The sequence below is a fragment of the Pseudarthrobacter sp. MEB009 genome (assembly GCF_030208875.1).
In the GTDB taxonomy this organism is placed as follows: domain Bacteria; phylum Actinomycetota; class Actinomycetes; order Actinomycetales; family Micrococcaceae; genus Arthrobacter.
The window spans coordinates 345,529-366,187 of the sequence record NZ_JARVTC010000007.1; the positions used below are offsets into that span (position 1 = coordinate 345,529).

Consider the following 20,659-nt stretch of genomic DNA (forward strand, 5'->3'; position numbering starts at 1 on the left):
GGCGTGCCTCCTGCCGGGACGAACAGCTGTGGCTTCACAATCTACCGGCCGCCTTGAGCCGGATGTACATATCGGCCAGGGCGGGCGGCAACTGGTGCGGTTCAGCGTCCACTACCTCCACCCCGCAGCGGCGCAGTTCGGCGCTGACGGCAGCCCGCTGAAGCAGGGTCCGTTCGGCTGCGGCGGCCCGGAAGACGCTGCTGGCGTCCCCACGATCGCGGAGCATGGTTTCGAGCTGGGGGTCCCTGACGGCGGCAACCACCACAACGTGGCGGCCGGCCAGTTGGGCGGCCACCGGAATGAGGCCTTCCTCCGGGGCTCCGCCGTCGAGTGAGGTCAGCAGGACCACCAGGGAGCGGTGGGCCGACACCGCCCGGACCTCGGCCGGGACCGCCGGCCAGTCCATTTCGATGAGCTCGGCATCCAGGGGGGCCATGGCCTGCACCATCCGGCCCAGGAGGTTGCCCTGGCCGGCGGAACCGGCACGCGCCCGGATTCTCCTGTCGAAGGCCAGGAAGTCCACCCGGTCCCCGCCGCGCTCTGCCAGGACCCCCAACAGCAACGCGGCTTCCATCCCCGTGTCCAGCCTGGTTTCGTCGCCGATCCTGGCGGCCGAGGTCCGGGAGACGTCCAGGACCATCACCACCCGCCGGTCGCGTTCGGGCCGCCAAGTGCGGACCACCACGGCGGAGCGGCGGGCGGTGGCGCGCCAATCGATGGACCGGACGTCGTCTCCGCGCACGTAATCGCGGAGGGAATCGAACTCCGTGCCCCCGCCGCGGATCTGCACCGCTGCCTTCCCGTCGAGTTCACGCAGCTTCCGCAGCTTCGACGGAAGGTGGCGTCGGGAATGAAAGGGAGGCAGGACCCGCAGCGAGCCCGGAGAGGTGATGGTCACCTGGCCTGCTGCAAGCCCGAGTGGTCCGAAGGCCCGGACAGTGATGTGCGGGGTCCGGAGGTCTCCGCGGCGCACCGGGTGCAGCCTCACGGTGACGCGGCGTCCCTCGCCGGGCGGGACATCGATGTGCTGGACGGGGTTCTCGGCCCCTGCGGACGGCTGCCAGCCGTCGCGGATGGAGCCGCGGAGGCGGCGCCGTCCGTTGTTCCGGATGGTGAGGGTGGCCTCGACGCTGCCATGCAGGGTGACGCTGCCGGGCTTGGGCCGGAGCACTTCAATGGAGCGGAGCGACGCTGCCAGCAGCACGTCGGCGACCAGCAACGCAGCCAGCACGCCCACTGTCGTCAGGACCGTGGCCCGTCCGGGAAGCAGCAGGACGGGCACCAGGCCAAGCAGGACCAGGAGGACAAAGCGCCCGGAAACGGCCATCAGCGCGGTACAGGAACGGATGCCAGGATGCTGCCCAGCACATCGTCCACCCGTACGCCGTCCATCTGCGCTTCGGGCTGGAGCGACACCCGGTGCCGGAGGCACGGCAGCGCCAGGGATTTCACGTCGTCAGGGGTGACGAAGCTCCTGCCAGAAAGCCACGCCCATGCCCGGGACGTATTCAGTAAAGCGGTGGCGCCACGGGGAGAGACGCCGAGCTGGAAGGACGGGGCCGTGCGGGTGGCCCGCACCAGGTCCACGATGTAGCCAATGATTTCCGGTTCCACGGCAACGGCTGCCATGGCTTCGCGGGCCAGCGCGAGGTCCCCGGCACCGGCCACTGCCCGGATACCTGCTGCGGCCAGGTCCTGCGGGTTGAACCCGGCGGCGTGGCGGCGGATGACTTCAACCTCGTCGTGGCGTTCCGGCAGCTGCATGGTGAGCTTAAGGAGGAACCTGTCCAACTGAGCTTCCGGCAACGGATAGGTCCCTTCATATTCGACAGGGTTCTGCGTGGCGGCCACCATAAACGGGGCCGGCAGCCTGCGGGACACCCCGTCCACCGAGACCTGCCGCTCTTCCATGGCCTCCAGCAGGGATGCCTGCGTTTTGGGTGGCGTCCTGTTGATTTCGTCAGCCAACAGGATGTTCGTAAAAACCGGTCCTTCGCGGAACGTGAAGTCTGCCGTCCGGGAGTCGTACACCAGCGAACCGGTGACGTCTCCGGGCATCAGGTCCGGGGTGAACTGGACTCGTTTGGTGTCCAGGCTCAACGCCGCGGACAAGGCACGAACCAGCAGCGTTTTGGCCACGCCCGGGACACCTTCAAGAAGCACATGTCCTTGTGAGAGCAGGCCCACGAGGAGTCCGGTGACCGTGGCGTCCTGGCCCACCACGGCCTTCGCCACCTCGCGGCGCACATCCTGCAGCGCCTGACGGGCCGCGTCGTGCTCCGTTGATTCAAGGACCCGGGGCCCGCTGCTGTAGTCGCTCATGTATTCCTGACCTCTTTCTCGAGTTGGTCCAGTTCCTGCGCCCAGGCCACCAACCGGGCCTCGGTGCCGGGGTGTTCGTTAATTAGTGTTCGGATACGGTCAGCAGGCCGGCCCAGGAGGCGCGCCAGGGCCTCGATTGCCTGCGCATCGGTGGCCTCCGGTCCCAGCCTGAGCTTTCCGGACAGCCGGACCAGTGTTCCGGCGCGTAGGTTGTCGCGTGCCTGCCCAAGGGCGCGGGCATCGTGGTAAAGCCGCGCGCGCCCTTCCGCGGTTTCCACCGCTTTGACCACCACCGGCAGCGGTTCAAACACCAGCGGCCCATTCCGGCGGCCACGCCACACGATGGCGGCCAGGGCGACAATCAGCAGCCAGGGACCCAGGTACGGCACCCACTTGGGTCGCAGCTCCGCCAGGGAGGTTGGGGCCCCGGATGGTTCCAGGTCCGCCAGGGAAGGCAGGTACCAGACGAGGTCTTCAGAGGTGCCGAGGGTGCGCAGGGCCAGGGCGGCATTACCGTGCTCGGCCAGGTGCCTGTTTCCCAGGATCGTGGTGCTGCCCAGGACGGTCAACCGCTCATCGTCGCTGACGGCAAGCATTCCCCCGGCGGCACCTTGCGGCCGGTAGCAGGTGGTGCCGCCGTCGTAGGTGAAGCCAGCGTCTCCGGACACCGGACCGGCCGCTACGGCGTCCGGCAGTGAGCATCCGGGTTCCAGGACCGGCACCCCGTCCGGTACCACTCCCGCCTGGCGGATGTTCGGGGTCGTGGCGTCCTCGGGTGCCCCGGACCCTGTCAGGGCAGAAAGGGTGGCAAGCCGGGGAGTGACCACGACTATCCGTACCGCCGAGTCTGCCAGTTCACTAAGCTGTTCGCCGGAAAGGAAGCCACTGCGGTCATAGAGCAGGAGGGTGGGGTAGTCGCTGTTCGCCAATGCCTCCATGGCGGTTTCGAAATCACCGGCCTGGTGGACCTCGACACCGTGTCGGCCAAGGATTTCGCCGACAGCCCGGCTTCCGTTGGGACCGGCGTTTGCGAGCGACAGGGTTTCACTGTCCCCCTTGGGGGCAAGCTGGTTCCAAATGCCAAGGGCCAGTCCCACGGCGACGACACTTGACAGGATCGCCAGGCCGCGGTGCCTGCGCACCCAGCCTGATTTCCGGGTAGCCAGGGCCGGGTCCGAAGGAGGTTCGTCCGTGGCCTCGGTGGCTTCCTGTGGAGCGGCGCTCACGGCAGCGCCGCGCTGCGCTCGGTGCCGGCGGGGGCAGGGCGTGCGGTTTCGAGCGCTGCATCCAGGCTTGCCAGGTCCCGGTAGTCGGCGGCCTCAGCGGGCGTATTGCCGTAGCGGACGGCGTCGAAAGTCCTTGCCGCCTGGTCCAGGCGCAAGGTTTCGGCGCCGAACGCCGCGGACAGCCCGCGCGCTGCCTCGTCGGCAGTGCGGCCGGGTTCAGGGTCCAGGATGGTCCGGTACTCAGCTGACCGGACCATGGCCCGGAACAGGTCGACGACGGCGTCCCCCCACCTTTGTTCGGCGGCGGACTTTGCGGCCCGCTCCCGGAAGTCCCCGGCAGTAAGCTGGCTTGCGCTTTCGAACACTGGGTTGGCCTTACGGTGCTTCGCGTTCAAGCGGGGCCTGGCCACGATAACCGCCGCGGCGATGATGGCAGCTATAACGATCCCGATGACGGGGCTGGGGACCGGTGCGCCTTCGGCCGGCTGTCCTCCGATGGAGTTCAACCAGTCCAGGACTGTTTCCCACGCGTCGGCAAGCCACGATGGTGCGGCATCCCGGTATTCAGGCCTGGCCAGTTCCTCACTGGCCCACCGCCGGGCCTCGTCAGCACCTGGCAGCAGCGGGGGTTCAGCGGACATCCGGCCAGGTTCCGGGTGTTGCGCCGGCCGCGGGAGCCTGGCCGGGAGCACCTGCAGGCAGGCCCCGGCCGGGGATCCCGTCGGGATCGTCGCCGGACTCCAGGAGCCGCAGCAGCGAAATATCCAGGCCGTCCTTGCGCATCCGCAGGTCGAGGTAGAGCAACGCCATCACAGATGTCTGGAACGCGTAACCAAGGGCGCCAATCATGATGCCCACAATGGCCGTAAGAACCAGTCCAACGATGGCCAACCCGGCAGAACCGCCGGTTCCGCCGTCGGGCGAGACGGTGCTGCCAAGGAACTGGACCAAAAGGCTGATGGGTATGGTCACGACCTGGCTGATGACCGAAATAAGGATTCCCACCACCAGGGTGATTCCCAGGATCCGCCACCAGTTGGCGCGGGTCAGGCCCCACGACCTGCGGATGGCGGCCATGGCACCCAGTTCCTCAATGACCACGGCAGCCGGTGCCACCAGCACCTTGATGGTCAACCAGATGTACAGGACGAACATCCCGAACATAACAGGCAGCAGGATCAACAGGCCGGTCGCGTCCATGGTGCTGATCACCAGCGCAGCCACGCCTACGGGGATCAGGACAGCGACTACGCCGGCGCCGAGGTACACCAGCGCCAGCCTGACGAGCGCTCCGGTACGGGACCTGGCCAGTTGCCACATCTGGCGGAAGCCCGTGCGGCGGTCCAGGATCCCACGGGCCACCGGGACCACCATGGCGCCCTGCAGGATCGTGGCCACCAAAACGGACAAAACCGCGGCAACAGCGATCCCGCCCACAAACCCAAACCCCAGGGCGGCGAAGTCCGCTGCGGTGGCGTTGTCCGCCCACCCCGGATTGAAAAGGGTTCCGGCGGCGGCGCCTGCGGTCAGGAGCGCCGTAAGGATGTAGATCAACGATTGCGCGAGGAGGCCGGCGCCGAGCATGGCCTTGGCGTTACGACGGATGGTCTGGAAGGAACCGTCCATGATTTCCCCGAAGAGCAATGGACGCAACGGGACAGTGCCGGGTTTCGGCGGTGCCATGTAGCGGGGCTGGCCGTAAGGTGCGCCGCCGGTCGGACCTCCCTGCCAGGCCGGGGGAGGGGGACCCCATGACGGGCGTTGGCCCCATGGTTGTTGGGCAGATTGCTGGCCTTCGGGTTGGCCCCATGGTTGTTGTGGGGGTTGTTGGCCTTGGGCTTGGCCCCATGGTTGTTGGCCCCATGGTTGTTGTGGGGGTTGTTGGCCTTGGGCTTGGCCCCATGGTTGTTGGCCCCATGATTGCTGGGCGGGTGGTTGGCCCCATGGTTGCTGGCCCTGTTGCCCCGGCCATTGTCCGGATTGTTGCTGGCCCTGCTGCCCTTGCCACTGTCCGGAGGGTGCCTCGGACGGCCACCGCGGCTGGCCGGGTTGTCCGGCGGCCGGCCGTTGCCCCTGTTGCTGGCCTGGCTGCTGTTCGGGCGCCTCCCCGTCGCTGCCGGCCGGCTCCTGCGGGCCTGAATCCTGTGGTGACACCGTGTTCCCTCCCCAACGCGTAAATCCAACGCCGCCCGGAGAAGCTGCCGCGGCCTGCGCCTGGCGCCCCGGAACGGCGGGCATGACCCCAGCCTATAGTTCCGGCGTCGGGCGGCCTAGCATCCCGCCATGCCGTAGCCGGCTGAACACGACAAACCCCGCCTGATAAGGGAATATATAACTATGAAGGCACGCATTCTGGTGGTAGACGATGACGAAGCGCTGGCCGAAATGATTGGAATTGTGCTGCGCAATGACGGATTTGAACCCGTTTTCTGCGCGGACGGCGCCCAGGCGCTGGATATCTTCCGGTCATCGCGGCCCGACCTCGTGCTGCTTGACCTCATGCTCCCTGGCGTCGACGGTATCGAGGTGTGCCGGCAGATCCGGTCCGAGTCCGATGTGCCGATCGTGATGCTCACGGCAAAGGCGGATACTTCGGATGTTGTCCGCGGCCTGGAATCCGGTGCGGACGACTACGTCCCCAAACCGTTCAAGCCCGCAGAGTTGGTGGCAAGGGTCAGGGCCAGGCTCCGCCCGGGCGACCAAAAAGCCCCGGAGACGCTCCGCATCGCCGACATCACCATCGATGTCGCCGGCCACACCGTCAGCAGGGGCAGCGAGCGGATCTCCCTGACGCCGCTCGAGTTTGACCTGCTGGTGGCGCTGGCCCGTAAACCCTGGCAGGTTTTCACCCGGGAACTGCTGCTGGAACAGGTCTGGGGTTACCGCCACGCCGCCGATACGCGCCTGGTCAACGTCCACGTCCAGCGCCTGCGCTCCAAGATCGAACAAGACCCGGAAGCCCCGGAAGTTGTATTGACGGTGCGTGGTGTCGGCTACAAAGCAGGGGCCTGATCCCACGCCGCAGGATTCCACTCCGGAGGACGGGGAACGCGGCCTCGACGGTGCGCCGCCCGTAACCGGCGCCCCGGCCGTCCCCGCCGGACACGACGGCCCCCCGGGCCATGCGCCGGAGCATACGGATGCCCTCACTCCCGGGTTCCGGCAGGTGACGTTCCGCACCAGGATCTGGCGCCGCCGCGCCCTTATTGTCGGCTGGCGCGTGGCACGGCTCGTGGGCACGGGAGTTCGGCGCTTCCTGCCCGCGTTGAGGTTCATCGCCCGCGCCCTGCAGCGTCGGTGGCGCCGCTCCCTGCAGTTCCGCACGGTCCTGACCACGCTGATGCTGGCGGTGACCTCGTTCGCCGTGGTGGGTGCGTACCTGTCCAACCAGATCGCCAACAACCTCTTCCAGGAACGCCTTACCCAGGCGGAATCCGAGACGCGTTACAACGTCAAGCAGGTCCAGGAGACGTTCGACGGCGCCCAGGTCACCGACCAGTCCAGCGTCATCACCCTGGTGTACGACACACTTAACGCCGTGGAGGGTCGCGGCTCGGTCATCCAGCGTCGGTACGTCTTCGAGGCCAAGCCCGAACAGACCAAACCCAGGAACCGGTGGGTGGAATCGCGTGCCTCGGACCAGCTGACCGTCAGCGTCATCCCGCCGGACCTTCGGAAAGCTGTCCAGTCGTCCGGCAAGGACCAGTACTGGGCCTCCACCGTGATCCCGGTGGGCACGGAGGACCGGCCGGGCATCGCCGTCGGAAACCTCGTGACCTTTAACGGGACCGTCTACGAGCTGTACCTGATTTACGACCTGAACACCGCCCAGCAGACCCTGGACGAGATCCAGGGTGTGCTCTGGGCAGGTGGAGCCGTGATGGTGCTGCTGATCGGAGCCGTTGCCTGGTACGTCACGCGGAACGTGGTGAGCCCTGTCAGCCATGCCGCCATGGTGTCGGAGAAACTCGCAGCGGGACAGCTGCAGGAACGCATGGTTGTCCGCGGCGAGGATGAGGTTGCCCGGTTGGGGGCCTCCTTCAACCATATGGCGGCGAGCCTGCAGGAACAGATCACCCAGCTTGCCACCTTGTCCCAAATGCAGCAGCGGTTCGTCTCCGACGTCTCCCACGAACTGCGGACCCCGCTGACAACCGTGCGGATGGCAGCCGAAGTGCTCTACGACGCCCGCGACGACTTCGACCCCATCAATAAGCGTTCCGCCGAACTGCTGTACAACCAGGTGGAGCGGTTCCAGTCCTTGCTGTCCGACCTCCTGGAGATTTCGCGCTTCGACGCCGGCGTCGCCGAACTGGACGCGGAAGCGGAAGACATCCGGCACGTCGTGGCGCACGTCATCGAAGGCGCCGCCCCCGTGGCAGCCGAATACGGCTCCGAACTCATTCTCAGCGCACCGGCCGAGCCCGTCATCGTGGACATGGACGCCCGCAGGATCGACCGTATCCTGCGGAACCTCATCCTGAACGCCGTGGAACACGGCGAAGGGAAACCGGTGGCCATCACCGTCGCCGCCAGCCAGACCGCCGTTGGGATTTCCGTCCGCGATCACGGCATGGGGATGGAACCGGCCGAAGCCGCCCGCGTTTTTGACCGGTTCTGGCGCGCCGATCCCGCCCGCGCCCGCACCACCGGAGGCAGCGGTCTGGGCCTGTCGATCGCCATGGAAGACACCAAACTGCACAACGGCTGGCTGCAGGCCTGGGGCCGCAAAGGCAGCGGCGCCAACTTCCGGCTCACGGTGCCGCTGCGCCAGGGTGAAGGCATCGACGCCTCACCCGTTCCACTTGAACCTGATGACACCATGGTGCAGGGTCAGCCGGGGAGCATTCCCAGGGAGGCCGACCAACGCAACATGCTGATCCTCGAAGCCGGTGCCTCACACCTGGCACCGGCAATCACCTCCAAGGAGACACCATGACGGGCCGTAGCAGGGGTGCAACCAGGCTGGCGGCCATCATACTGGCGATGCTGCTTGCTGTCCTGGCAGGCTGCGCCCGGATTCCCACGGCCGGCCCTGTTGGCAAAAGCAGCGAGGGCAGTGCGGGAAACCTCAGTGCCCCGGTGTTCCTGCCGGCCGCCCCGCAGCCCGGAGCGTCGCCGGAGACCATCATTGACTACTTCTACCGTGCCGGCAGTGGCTACGAGGACGATTACGCCGTGGCCCGCCAATACCTGACGCAGGCATCCTCCGTGAGTTGGAAGCCGGATCAGCGGGCCCTGGTGTACCGCGAAGCCAGGGTGGTGGCCACGGAGACGGAGAACGTCTATAACTACGAACTGGACGTGTCCTACACGGTCAATGCAGACGGCATTGCTACCCAGTCGCCTGAAGGGACCGTGGAGAAGATCCCGGTTACCCTTACCCAGGTGGACGGTGAGTGGCGGATCTCGGCGATACCGGACGGCACGGCCATCGCAGAGGAAACCTTCAAGGTCATCTACGGGGCTTTTCCCATCTACTTCTACGATCCCACTTTTACGTTCGCCGTCCCTGATGTCCGCTGGTTCATCAGGAACAAAACAGTCAAGGCCATGACCAGTGCCCTGCTGGCCGGTCCTGCACCGTACCTGCGTGGCGCGGTGGCAAGTGCTTTCCCTTCCGGCATCAAACTGGCAAGGGAGTCGGTGCCGGTGGTTTCCGGGGCCGCCCAGGTGGACTTGAGCGCCAAGGAGCTCACTGAAACCTCGCCCGAAGACCGGCTGCGCATGCAGATGCAGCTGACGCTGACCTTCCGGAGCCAACCGGACGTGGTGAATGTGGAATTGCGAGCCAACCAGGACCTGGTGCGGGTGGAGGACACCGGCGCGGTCCTGCCGCCGGTCCAGGACAAGAGCGTTCCCTCGCGCCAGATCGCCATCAGCGGCAATGAACTGGTCCGGTACGAGAACAACAGGATTTCGCCGCTGCCGGACATGCAGTCCGTGTCCGCCCTCGGCCCGCGTTTCCCGGCCGAATCCCCGGTGTCCCAAAGCGCAGCCTTCCTCAACGAGGGCCGCACCACGCTGTACAGCATCGTCCCGGGGCAGCCGGCACGCGCCCTGACTACCAGGTCCACCCTGACCAGGCCTTCCTTCAGCCTCAACGACTGGGTCTGGACTGCCGGGCCGGGAGCGGCGGGGGAGACCGAAGTCGTAGCATTCCGCCCCGCCGGTGTGGCAGAAGGGGCTGCACTGCCCTCGGTCTCCCTGTCCCCGGCATGGCTCGCAGGCCGGACCGTAAAGGAATTCCGGATTTCCCGCGAAGGGGTGCGCGCCCTCGTCATTTCGGAACAGAACGGCGTTACCCGCGTCCAGGTGGCCGGCATCATCCGCGCCGCAGATGGGACACCCCGGGAGCTGACGGCGCCGGTAACCCTTGTCACCGGCAGCAACCCTGACCAGGGTGTCTGGGTCAATGACACCACCGTGGCCGTTATGAAAAGCTCCACGGCGTCCAACGTCACACCTGAGATCCTGTCGCTGACCTCGGGGGCGCCGCAGCAACTGGCTCCGTGGCCCGGCCTCCTGTCGCTGAGCGGTGGAAACGGGCCGGACGAGATCTTCGCGCAGTCGGCCGAGGGTATCTTCCAACGGCTGGGCAACGGCTGGTCACCCCAGATCAAGGGCCCAACTGAGATGTCCTTCCCCGGCTGAGGTGGACTGCGCCGGTTCCAGCCCGGCAGTTACCCACATGCGGGGTCCGGCCTGTTCCGTCCTGGCCCCTCAGATGGCATTTTTTGGGGTATGGGCATTGAACTCTTTCCGCCTGCCAACCCAGCGTCCGACCCGGACCTGACGCCCGCCGAGCCCTGGCCCGCCCGCCATCGATCACCGTACGGCAGCGCTTTCCTGCGCTTCGCTGACCAGCTGGGCGCAGCGGCCATGGAGCTCCTCGCTGCCGCCGTTCCCGTGGACTGCGTCTGCTGCGGAGCAGAGGACCGGGCCCTGTGCGCTGGCTGCAGCCGCCGGGTGCGGCGACTTTCCACGCTGCCCTTCCGCGCCGAAGGCGGCGCCCCTGCGCTGATGGATGTCTCAGGGAGGGTGCTGCTGCCTGTGGTTGCAGCCGGCGTCTACCGGGAAGAACTGGCCCAGGCGCTCCTGTCCTTCAAACGGCATGGCCAGTACCAGGTGCGGCACTCCTTGGCACAGGCGCTCGCGGGGGCCCTCCGCGGCGCGGCGCCGGACGGTGCCGCCATGATCTGCGTCCCCGTGCCCACCAGCACGGCTGCGTTTGCGGCCCGGGGATTCAGCCCGGTCCACTCGCTGCTGGGGTTGGCCGCCCGGCAGGTGCCGGGCGTTGCCGTGGCGGATGTGCTGGCCAGGACGGGAAACGGTCACCCGCAAGTGCCCGGAGGGCAGAAGGGGCTGGATCGGGGGGACCGGGCGCGCCGGGTCCGGGGATCCATGCGGGTCCGGCGCGGAGCGGCTGCCACAGTGGCCGGCAAGGCTTGCATCATTGTCGACGACGTCCTTACCACGGGCGCCACGCTCGCCGAGGCGGCCCGCGCTTTGCACCTCGCAGGGGCCTTCGTCAGGGGTGCGGTGGTCCTGGCCGCGACACGCCCGCCAGGGGCGGCCGACGCCAGCGCAATACCCGCCGGGGCGCAAGGAAGCCACCCCGTCTTAGAAAAAAATAAACCGGAAAAAGGTGAATAACCTGCGTCGATGAACTAACGTCGGTTGTGGGTACAAAGAACAGAATGTACCTTTCGATGGCGGCTCGGAGAGGGGCTCGACTGTCAAGCAGATCGGCCCTAGGACGTGCCGTCGTCGTGTCACCGAAGTCATTTGGAGGGCACCATGGAGTTTATGATCAGCGGACGAAATCTGACGGTCTCAGACCGATTCCGCGAATACGCCGGTGAGAAGATCTCGAAGATCGAGTCTCTCGGCGACAAGGTCCAGCGCGTGGACGCGAAGGTTTCCAAGGAAACGAACGCCCGGCAGACCGGGGACCAGCTCACCGTAGAAGTGACAGTCCTGGGGCGCGGACCCGTAATCCGTGCCGAAGCCAGCGCCGCCGACAAATTCGCTGCCTTCGATCTCGCTTACAACAAGTTGCTTGAACGGCTCCGCCGCGCCAAGGACCGCAAGAAAGTCCACCACGGCCGGCACACGCCCAAAGCCGTCCGCGAAGCCACCGCCTCGCTTGAACCGGCCAGCGCCAGCGAACCGCTTTACCTTGAAGCCAGCCACCGGTCCGATGCCGTGGCCCCGTCAGCGGACAAATCACCTTATGAGGTGGACAACGACATTCCTGCCGGTGACTCACCGGTCCTGATCCGGCGCAAGGTCTTCCCGGCAGCATCACTGACCCTTGACGATGCAGTGGACAACATGGAGTTGGTGGGTCACGACTTCTACCTGTTTGTGGACAAAGAGACCAACACGCCGTCGGTCGTGTACCGCCGCCGTGGTTGGACCTACGGTGTCATCACGCTGGACAGCGACTGCGAGCCCGGCGACTCGGTGGTGGAAGAGAAGATCCTCGCCTACCGTTCGGACGACGTCGCAGCCAACGCCTAGCGTGGGTGTTTTGACTGCCGGAAAGGACTGATGTGCCGGCTGCGCTGAGCCTGAACCAGGCACGGCGGATTGCGCTGGCAGCACAGGGACTTTCGAAAGGGCGGCCCACCGGGCCCGTGTCTTCACGGGCGGTGGGCCGCACCTTTGCCCGGCTGCAGCTGGTCCAGATTGATTCCGTAAACGTGCTCTCCCGGAGCCATTACCTTCCGTTCTTTTCCCGGCTGGGGGACTACGACCGCTCAATCCTGCACAGGATGTCAGGTACACACCCCCGTCGGATGATGGAATATTGGGCCCACGAAGCCAGCTATATCCGGCCCGAGCACTATCCGGATCTTCTCCTGTGGCAGAAGCGTGCCTGGGTTGGTGCTGCCGCCATGGACGCGGAACTGCGCGGTGATGTGTCTGGCCGGATCTTGTCGGCGCTGGCACCGGGCCGGCCAATGACTGCTGCCGAACTGACGGCCAGGATCGGCCACGTCGAGGAAAAATCGACGGATAACTGGGGCTGGAACTGGAATGCCGTGAAACGGGTCCTGGAACACCTCTTTGAGGCGGGGCTGGTTTCGGCCGCGGCCAGAACCGACCAGTTTGAACGCAAGTACACACTGACGTCCAGGGTCCTCCCGCGCGACGGCGGCAAAGCGGTCGATGATCCGGACGCAGCCCTGTGCCGGCTGACGGAAGCCGCAGCGCAGGCCCACGGAATCGGTTCCGTCAAATGCTTCGCGGACTACTTCCGTACACCCATCAAGCCCACAGCCTTGGCGGTACAGCGGCTTGTGGCGAATGGCAGGCTGGAACCCGTCACTGTTACCGGATGGCCGCGGCTGCTGTACCGGCACGTGGATGCAGCCATGCCCCGGAAGGCGGTGGGCCGTGCCCTCCTCAGCCCTTTCGATTCGATGGTGTTCGAACGCCGGCGCCTGGAAGAGCTGTTCGGCTTCCACTACCGGATTGAGATTTACACTCCGGCGCCCAAAAGGCGCTTTGGCTACTACGTCCTTCCTTTCCTCCTTCGCGACGCCATGGTCGCCCGTGTGGACCTGAAAGCCGACCGCGCCGGCGGCCGGCTGCTGGTCCGATCCGCCTTCGCCGAACCAGGCGCGCCGCCGGATACCGCCATCGAACTCGCCGCTGAACTGGGCCTTATGGCCCAATGGCTGGGGCTGGGGGATGTGGAGGTCCAGCCGGTGGGTGATCTGGCGCCGGCCCTGCTGATCGCCGTCGCCAGGATGGTGCGCTGATCCGCTCTGAGGAGAAAAGGCACCGCGGTGGTGTCTCTCACGTAGACTAAAAACGCCAGAATTCGGCCGGCAGCAGACTGGGAGCATCTTCACGTGGCATCACTTATCGAAAAACTTCTCCGCACGGGTGACAAAAAGACACTCCGGCAGCTGAGGAACTATGCCGACTCCATCAATGCCCTCGAGGACTCGTTCAAGACCTTCACGGATGCTGAACTCCGCGAGGAAACTGACCGGCTGCGTGAACGCCATCAGGATGGCGAGAAACTGGACGACCTCCTGCCCGAGGCTTTTGCGGCGGTCCGTGAGGCATCGTCGAGGACCCTGGGGATGCGGCACTTCGATGTCCAGCTGATGGGTGGCGCTGCGCTGCACCTGGGCAACATCGCGGAAATGAAGACCGGTGAGGGCAAGACCCTCGTTGCCACCGCGCCTGCCTACCTCAACGCCCTGGCTGGCAACGGCGTCCACGTCATTACCGTGAACGACTACCTTGCCGAGTACCAGTCGGACCTCATGGGCCGCGTCTACCGCTTCCTCGGCCTCACCAGTGGCTGCATCCTTTCGAACCAGGATCCGGCGGTCCGCCGAGAACAGTACGCAGCCGACATCACCTACGGCACCAACAACGAATTCGGCTTCGACTACCTCCGTGACAACATGGCGTGGGACAGGAACGAACTGGTCCAGCGCGGGCACCACTTTGCCGTGGTGGATGAAGTGGACTCCATCCTCATCGACGAGGCAAGAACCCCGCTCATCATCTCCGGTCCTGCCCAGGGCGACACCAACCGGTGGTACAGCGAGTTCGCCAAGGTTGTCCTGCGGCTGGAGCCCGAGAAGGACTACGAGGTCGACGAGAAGAAGCGCACCGTAGGCGTGCTCGAGGGCGGGATCGAAAAAGTCGAGGATTACCTCGGCATCACCAACCTGTATGAGTCAGCCAACACTCCGTTGATTGGATTCCTGAACAACGCCATCAAGGCCAAGGAACTCTTCAAGCGCGACAAGGATTACGTCATCCTGGACGGCGAAGTCCTGATCGTTGACGAGCACACCGGGCGTATCCTCGCCGGTCGGCGCTACAACGAGGGAATGCACCAGGCGATCGAGGCCAAAGAAGGCGTCGAGATCAAGGCGGAGAACCAGACCCTCGCCACGGTGACCCTGCAGAACTACTTCCGCATGTACAGCAAGCTCTCCGGCATGACCGGCACAGCTGAGACTGAAGCCGCCGAATTCATGAGCACCTACAAGCTGGGTGTGGTGGCCATTCCCACGAACCGGGACATGCAGCGCATGGACCAGGCCGATCTTGTTTTCAAGAACGAAACCGTCAAGTTCGATGCAGTGGTGAAAGACATTGCCGAACGGCACGAAAAGGGCCAGCCCGTCCTGGTGGGTACCACCAGCGTCGAAAAGAGCGAGTACCTTTCCCGCCTGCTGGCGAAGGAAGGCATCCGCCACGAAGTCCTGAACGCGAAGAACCACGCCCGGGAAGCTGCCATTGTTGCCCAGGCCGGCCGCAAAGCCGCTGTCACCGTGGCAACCAACATGGCCGGCCGAGGCACGGACATCATGCTCGGTGGCAACGCCGAATTCACCGCCGTCGCCGAACTGGCCAAGCGTGGCCTTGACCCGGAAGAGAACTCCGAGGAATACGAGGCAGCCTGGCCAGGCGCGCTCGAAGCTGCCAAACAGTCGGTCAAGGACGAGCACGAGGAAGTCCTCAACCTGGGCGGGCTCTACGTCCTGGGCACGGAACGGCACGAATCGCGCCGCATCGACAACCAGCTTCGGGGCCGCTCCGGCCGCCAGGGTGACCCGGGGGAGTCGCGCTTCTACCTGTCCCTGAAGGACGACCTGATGCGGCTCTTCAACTCCGGTGCCGCGGAGCGACTGATGAACAGTTCCGTCCCGGACGATGTGGCGCTGGAGTCCAAGCTGGTTTCCCGGGCCATTGCCTCCGCGCAGGGTCAGGTGGAAGGCCGCAACGCCGAGCAGCGCAAAAACGTCCTCAAATACGACGACGTCCTCAACCGCCAGCGCGAGGCCATCTACAGCGACCGCCGCCGAATCCTCGAAGGGGACGACCTGCACGAAAAGGTGCAGTTCTTCGTGGAGGACACCATAGTTTCGCTCATCGACGCGGCAACCGCTGAAGGCAACGGCGACGACTGGGATTATGCCCAGCTGTGGACCAACCTGAAAACGCTCTACCCCGTAAGCGTCACGGCCGACGACATCATCGAGGAAGCCGGCGGCCGGTCGAGGCTGACCGTTGAGATGCTCAAGGAGGAACTCCTCTCCGACGCACGTGTGGTGTACCAGACGCGTGAAGAGACCATCGGTGCCGAAAGCATGCGCGAACTTGAACGCCGCGTGGTCCTTTCCGTCATTGGCAGGAAGTGGCAGGAGCACCTCTACGAGATGGACTACCTCAAGGAAGGCATTGGCCTGCGCGCCATGGCCCAGAGGGATCCGCTGGTGGAATACCAGCGGGAAGGGTTCCTCCTCTTCCAGAGCATGATGGAAGCCATCCGCGAGGAAAGTGTCGGATTCCTCTTCAACCTCGAAGTTGAAGTCACACCCGCCCAGGACGTTGTGGTGCAGGATGATTCAGGAGCCCACACCGAGCACGTGGAACCCCAGGTCCGGGCGGCCGGACTGGAAGCCCCCGAGAAGCCGGCCCAGTTGCAGTACACGGCTCCCGGCGAAAGCGGCGGCACCGAGACCCGCGTCGAAACCCGGACGTCAGGCCGCTCGGGGAACCCGGCAAAGGCTGCCAACCAGGACGCCGTCAAGCGGACCGCGAAGAAGAAAAAGCGCTGAACCGCAAGGGACATGTGCACCCTTAAGTGACCACGTGAGGCAGGGTCGGACATCATGTCCGGCCCTGCCTCCGTTAGCGGGGCCCACTCAGCCCACCAAAAGTTCGGTGACCCGCCACACCTGCTTGCTGCGCTCAAGCCTGACGGCCACGGCACGGACCCGGACATCGTCGATGACCACCGCGCTTGCCTCGTAGATTCCGTCGCCGACCCCGCAGACCCGGATGGAGCGGACCATCGAGTTCCGGTGCAGCCGGGCCAGGTCTGGATTGCCGGTCCGGACCAGCTCATGCCGGATCAGGGCCGCGCGGTGCTGCAGAGTGGACAGGCACTTCGGGTCGAGCCTGCGGGCCAGTTGGTGGACGGGCCGGATCCCAGCCAGCACCTCCATGGCGGCCTGGACAGTGCCCCGGGCGATGGCCCGCACCTCGGCTGCCTCATCGGCAAACCGCAACGGGGGCGCTTCCGCCCGGCTCCGGGCGTCCGGCCAGGATCCAGGGGGCAGGGTCTTGGCGACTTGCCCGGACGCGGAGTTCTGCTGCAGCCCGTGTCGCTGGGCGCTGAGAGCCTGGGCAGTTGTTCCGATAGCGGCTCGGATGGGGATGCTGGCGGTCATTGGATTTCCCTAGGTTGGTAACGGAGGAGCCGGTCTGGTGCAGGCAGGTCGTCGGAGTCCCTAAGCCGGTCCGGGATGCACCAGCACCTGCCCGGGCAGCAGGTGGTCGGGGTCGGGACCGATTACTGCCCGATTGGCCTGATACCAGCGGGGCCATTCGACGGCAATGTCAGCGTCACTGGCCTCCGGCCCCAGGTGATCTGCGGCGATGTCCCAGAGGCTGTCGCCGGCGAGCACTGTCACGGCAGGGCCTGCCGGTGCCAGGTCCTGCCCCGGCAGGTTGCCGGGGCGGCCGGGGCTACCGGCCAGCAGGCCCGGGCCTTGATGTTGGGCGGCAGGTTGCCAGCCGGGATGGAGTGCTCCCGGCAACGGCGGGGCGGGGGCGCTGATGCCGGGGATTGATGTGCGGCTTTCGGCAGGCTGCCAGGGTGGTCCGGGTACGGCCGCATTTGCTGCGGTCACGGACGCGAGTTGGGCGGACAGGGCGGCAACTGCGAGGCGGCGCATAAAAGCCGGGGAGAGCCAGCCGACCGCTGCAGCCGCCGTGGGCCTGCCGGTTCGTTCCAAGAGGGCGCTGCCGGCCGCCAGAACGAAGGCAAGCAGCCACCAGGCCACCAGCAGGCTGCCCACGGCAGCCGCTGCGACTCCCAGGATGTCCTCGGATCCAGGTTCCTGGTGCCGCGAAGCTGAATCCACCCACTGACCGGCCAGGCCCGCACCAATCACAACGAGGAGAATCCCCAGCAACAGAAGAGTGGCTGCGGCGGCGGTGTCTGAAAGCTGTTGTTGCCGTGGCGAAATCATCATTGAAAGCCCATCCAATGCAGTTTGATGCTGTTTGATAGCGTTAAATGCAGTTTGAACCTGATGAAGTACTTTTGTCCAGTGTCCGAACTGACGGGACCCGGCATTGACCTCCCGCTGGCCCCGTCCTACGCTTTGCGCATGCGGTGGGATGCACTCTTCGAGGACCTTGAAGGCCAGTTGGCCGAACCCGGCCGGCTCGCACTCGATGCTGAAATCAGCGACCGGGTGCGGGCCGAGATGGTAAACATCGCCTTGGCAGACAGGCTCCGCGGCTCGCTGGGCTGTGTGGTTGCGGCACACCTCACCTGCGGCGAAGCAGTGCAGGGAACCCTGCAGCATGCCGGCGCCGATGCCCTGCTGCTGGTAGCGGGCGGGTATCAGATGCTCATCCCTTACGCCGCGGTCGGCAGGTACGTGGGCATTGGCCGGCACTCGGCCGCGGAGGAATCGACGGTCCGCAGGAAAATCGGGCTGGCCCACGCATTACGGAGCCTGGCGCGGGACCGGGAGGAACTGGTGGTTGTCCTGTCGGCGGGTGAGGGTGCGATGCGGCTTGCCGGCGTGATCGACAGGGTAGGAAAGGATTTCCTTGACCTTGCAGCCGTGGCCCCGGGGGAGGCGCGCCGGAGCGGGCGGGTCACTGAGTTTTCCACCATCCCGTTTGCTGCGGTGGCGATGGTCCGGTCGCCCCGAGGGGACGGCTAAGAACCGGGCATGGCGGGTCAGCCTGCAGGGACGGTGCTCAGAGCTGCGCGGCCGAAGCCTCAGGCCTGCTTGGCCTTGGCTTCACGGATCATCCGGCTGGCCTCGGCGTAGCGTTCTTCGATGTACTGCTCAAGCATTTTTTCCTCCACCCGCCATTGGCCGCGACCGCCCACCTGAATGGCTTTGAGCTCTCCGCTGCGGACCAGGGCATAGGCCGCCGGCGAATTTATCTGGAGCTGCTCGGCGACGTCGGCAAGAGTTAGGAACCTGGGCATGGAACCATTTTGCCATCGGGTGGACAGGTTTGCTGCTGTTATCCACAGATCCGCAGTGTTTGGCCGGATCCCTTTCGCCCGGAGGACCTTGCGGCAACAATGAGGAGTCTGAAGACTGCGGCACGCAAGCGCACCGAGGGAGGCACAGTATGGTTGCTGATCCGCCTGTTCCCGTGGCCAGGTTGAAACGTCCCTCTTGGAAGGACCCCCGGTTGCTGGTGGGCCTGTTGCTTGTCCTGGTATCCGTTGCCGGAGTGGTTTTCCTGGTGGGCAGTGCAGACCGGACCACCGAGGTTTACGCCGCCAGGGACGGCATCGCCGTGGGTGAAGCGCTGACTGCCGCCAACGTGGTGCGGGCCAAGGTCCGCCTCGGTGAAACTGAAAAGCAGTACCTCACCGTGGAAGAAGGCCTGCCGGCGGGAGTTGTAGCCATCCAGCGGATCGGCAAGGACCAGCTGATTCCGCGGGGGAGCCTCGGCGCCGTGGACCGCCTTGACCGCAAACCGGTGGCTCTCACCATCCAGGATGCACTCCCGTCCCAGGCTGTGGCAGGGGCCCGGGTGGACGTCTGGGTGGCACAGCCTGACGCAAGGAACGGCTTCGGTGAACCGACACTCCTCTTGAACGCGGCGGAAATAGCGGAAGTAACCACAGGTTCGAGCACGTTGGGCTCCACCCGGACAACAGTCCTGATGGTGTTGGTTCCGGATAGCCGGATGCCGGCGCTGCTGGGTGCCCAAGCCAATGACGCCCGCATCGCCGTGGTCTGGAATCCGGGCGCCGGTCCGTCATGAGTATTCCCGTCGTCACCGTGGGGCGGGCCGGAGATGACCTGGTCGGTGGACTGGAACGGCTGCATGGACCGGTCACCGTCGTCAGGAGATGCGACGGATTGCCTGAGCTGCTGGCGGCCTGCCAGAGTGGACTGGCCCGGGCAGCCATCGTAGCGGAAGGCTCCGAAGGATTGACGGCAACCCTGGTGGACCGGCTCAGTGCAGTCGGAGTGGCTGTCCTGGCCATCACCGACAGCCAGTCGGAAGCGGCCAGGCTCCTGGGACTCGGGGTAGCATCTGCACCCGCCGGGGTGGGGCCTGAGGACCTGTCCGGCAGGATCGCCGAGGCCGTGGCGATGCTGACCCGGTCAGACGCACGCCATCCGGGCGCCAGCTGGACGGCAGACGCAGGTCCTGCCCTGCGACGCCTGCCGGAGCGGCCGGCTGCATCCCGTGAGCCTTCGGCATCGGGACGTGTCCTCGCGGTGTGGGGGCCGGCAGGCGCTCCCGGACGGACCATCGTCGCCACCAACATCGCCGGCGAACTCGCCGGCGAGGGCAAAAAAGTCCTGTTGGTCGACGCCGACACCTACGGTGCGAGCACTGCGGCGGTCTTGGGTCTGCTCGACGAATCAGCCGGGCTGGCCCAGGCCTGCAGGCTTGCTGACCAGGGGGTGCTGGACGCGGAGGCGCTCCGGCGGGCAGCCAGCACCGTTGCGGCACGCCCAGGGACCTTCCAGGTCCTCACCGGCCTTACACGCGCGGACCGTTGGACGGAGGTGCGCGCGTCAGCCCTGACCATTGTCCTTGAACGCGCCCGGCAGCAGTACGAGGTGGTGGTCGTGGACACCGGGTTCTGCCTGGAATCGGACGAGGAGCTCAGCTTCGACTCCATGGCTCCGCGCCGGAACGCGGCTACCCTGCGCACGTTGGAACTTGCTGACACTGTCTACGCCGTTGGAGCCGGCGACGCCGTGGGGGTGCCGCGCCTGGTGCGCGGTCTTACCGAGCTGGAGGCAACGGTGCCCCAGGCCTCCCCGGTGGTGGTGATGAACAAGGTGCGGGCGTCGGCTGTGGGGCGTGGGCCGGAACGGCAGTTGCGCGAAGCCTGGGAGCGGTACGGACCTGCGCTGGATCTTGGGATCCTCCTGCCGTACGACCGCGCCGCAGCCGACGCGGCGTTGCTCGCCGGGGAGCTCCTGATGGAGGCGGCGCCCGAGTCGGCGCTGCGCAGAGCCATCCGCGGAATCGTTTGTGCAGTTGAACAACGAAAACGAAAATCCTCTGTTTTTTCTTCCACACCGCGTCGCAGACCAAACGGCTAGGCTCGG

The 20,659-nt window shown here is 65.9% G+C and carries 18 protein-coding genes; 10 read left to right on the top strand and 8 right to left on the bottom strand.

Features of this window, described 5'->3' with window-relative positions; all coding sequences use genetic code 11:
* Positions 1-34: 34 nt before the first annotated feature.
* The 5 genes from QRN07_RS07480 to QRN07_RS07500 are packed head-to-tail and all read right to left on the bottom strand — an operon-like array spanning position 35 to position 5,231.
* Entirely contained in the window at positions 35-1,327 is a 1,293-nt protein-coding gene (locus QRN07_RS07480) for a DUF58 domain-containing protein (RefSeq protein ID WP_056597164.1), read from the bottom strand.
* Positions 1,327-2,322: an AAA family ATPase gene (locus tag QRN07_RS07485; protein WP_050687863.1), complete on the bottom strand. Its 996-nt coding sequence runs from the start codon at positions 2,320-2,322 to the stop codon at positions 1,327-1,329. The genes QRN07_RS07480 and QRN07_RS07485 overlap by 1 nt, the downstream gene beginning before the upstream one ends.
* Entirely contained in the window at positions 2,319-3,548 is a 1,230-nt protein-coding gene (locus QRN07_RS07490; protein WP_235504658.1) for a DUF4350 domain-containing protein, read from the bottom strand. Before QRN07_RS07490 ends, QRN07_RS07485 begins: the two co-directional genes overlap by 4 nt.
* Positions 3,545-4,189: a DUF4129 domain-containing protein gene (locus tag QRN07_RS07495; protein ID WP_056597167.1), complete on the bottom strand. Its 645-nt coding sequence runs from the start codon at positions 4,187-4,189 to the stop codon at positions 3,545-3,547. The genes QRN07_RS07490 and QRN07_RS07495 overlap by 4 nt, the downstream gene beginning before the upstream one ends.
* Entirely contained in the window at positions 4,179-5,231 is a 1,053-nt protein-coding gene (locus QRN07_RS07500; protein WP_285240730.1) for a DUF7847 domain-containing protein, read from the bottom strand. Before QRN07_RS07500 ends, QRN07_RS07495 begins: the two co-directional genes overlap by 11 nt.
* Positions 5,232-5,885: 654 nt before the next feature.
* Here QRN07_RS07500 and mtrA point away from each other — a divergent pair.
* The 7 genes from mtrA to secA all read left to right on the top strand — a co-directional run bounded on the left by mtrA (position 5,886) and on the right by secA (position 16,153).
* Positions 5,886-6,560 carry an MtrAB system response regulator MtrA gene (gene mtrA / locus QRN07_RS07505; protein WP_050687999.1) on the top strand — a complete coding sequence of 225 codons (675 nt, stop codon included), beginning with the start codon at positions 5,886-5,888 and terminating at the stop codon, positions 6,558-6,560.
* 154 nt (positions 6,561-6,714) lie between these two features.
* On the top strand, positions 6,715-8,487 hold the full coding sequence (mtrB, locus tag QRN07_RS07510; RefSeq protein WP_082484095.1) for an MtrAB system histidine kinase MtrB: 1,773 nt from the start codon (positions 6,715-6,717) through the stop codon (positions 8,485-8,487).
* The gene (locus QRN07_RS07515; RefSeq protein WP_056597172.1) at positions 8,484-10,202 is read left to right on the top strand and encodes an LpqB family beta-propeller domain-containing protein; all 1,719 of its coding nucleotides are present in this window, start codon (positions 8,484-8,486) and stop codon (positions 10,200-10,202) included. Before mtrB ends, QRN07_RS07515 begins: the two co-directional genes overlap by 4 nt.
* 90 nt (positions 10,203-10,292) lie before the next feature.
* Positions 10,293-11,204 (top strand): ComF family protein, encoded by a 912-nt coding sequence (locus QRN07_RS07520; protein WP_056597175.1) that lies wholly within the window; start codon positions 10,293-10,295, stop codon positions 11,202-11,204.
* 144 nt (positions 11,205-11,348) lie between these two features.
* Positions 11,349-12,074, top strand: a complete 726-nt coding sequence (gene hpf, locus QRN07_RS07525) for a ribosome hibernation-promoting factor, HPF/YfiA family (protein ID WP_050685658.1) — start codon at positions 11,349-11,351, stop codon at positions 12,072-12,074.
* 32 nt (positions 12,075-12,106) lie between these two features.
* Positions 12,107-13,321 (top strand): winged helix-turn-helix domain-containing protein, encoded by a 1,215-nt coding sequence (locus tag QRN07_RS07530; RefSeq protein WP_285240731.1) that lies wholly within the window; start codon positions 12,107-12,109, stop codon positions 13,319-13,321.
* A gap of 93 nt (positions 13,322-13,414) precedes the next feature.
* Positions 13,415-16,153 (top strand): preprotein translocase subunit SecA, encoded by a 2,739-nt coding sequence (gene secA, locus QRN07_RS07535; protein WP_056597179.1) that lies wholly within the window; start codon positions 13,415-13,417, stop codon positions 16,151-16,153.
* A gap of 87 nt (positions 16,154-16,240) precedes the next feature.
* On the opposite strand, the gene QRN07_RS07540 is transcribed toward secA, so the two are convergent.
* Both QRN07_RS07540 and QRN07_RS07545 read right to left on the bottom strand, forming a co-directional pair.
* The gene (locus tag QRN07_RS07540; protein ID WP_056597181.1) at positions 16,241-16,768 is read right to left on the bottom strand and encodes an Rv3235 family protein; all 528 of its coding nucleotides are present in this window, start codon (positions 16,766-16,768) and stop codon (positions 16,241-16,243) included.
* Between the two features lie 60 nt (positions 16,769-16,828).
* A complete protein-coding gene (locus QRN07_RS07545) occupies positions 16,829-17,575 on the bottom strand; it encodes a LysM peptidoglycan-binding domain-containing protein (protein ID WP_056597182.1) in 747 nt (248 codons plus the stop codon).
* A gap of 78 nt (positions 17,576-17,653) precedes the next feature.
* Between QRN07_RS07545 and QRN07_RS07550 the strand changes: the two genes are divergently transcribed.
* Complete coding sequence (locus QRN07_RS07550; protein WP_327019591.1) at positions 17,654-18,280, top strand: hypothetical protein; 627 nt, start codon at positions 17,654-17,656, stop codon at positions 18,278-18,280.
* 59 nt (positions 18,281-18,339) lie between these two features.
* Here the strand turns inward: QRN07_RS07550 and QRN07_RS07555 are convergent, their stop codons facing one another.
* Complete coding sequence (locus tag QRN07_RS07555; protein WP_050685601.1) at positions 18,340-18,555, bottom strand: helix-turn-helix domain-containing protein; 216 nt, start codon at positions 18,553-18,555, stop codon at positions 18,340-18,342.
* A gap of 149 nt (positions 18,556-18,704) precedes the next feature.
* Here QRN07_RS07555 and QRN07_RS07560 point away from each other — a divergent pair, with 149 nt between their 5' ends.
* Entirely contained in the window at positions 18,705-19,349 is a 645-nt protein-coding gene (locus QRN07_RS07560) for a hypothetical protein (RefSeq protein WP_050685602.1), read from the top strand.
* Positions 19,346-20,653, top strand: coding sequence for a CpaE/TadZ family protein (locus QRN07_RS07565; RefSeq protein ID WP_056597184.1), 1,308 nt, complete (start codon positions 19,346-19,348; stop codon positions 20,651-20,653). Before QRN07_RS07560 ends, QRN07_RS07565 begins: the two co-directional genes overlap by 4 nt.
* Positions 20,654-20,659 lie beyond the last annotated feature (6 nt).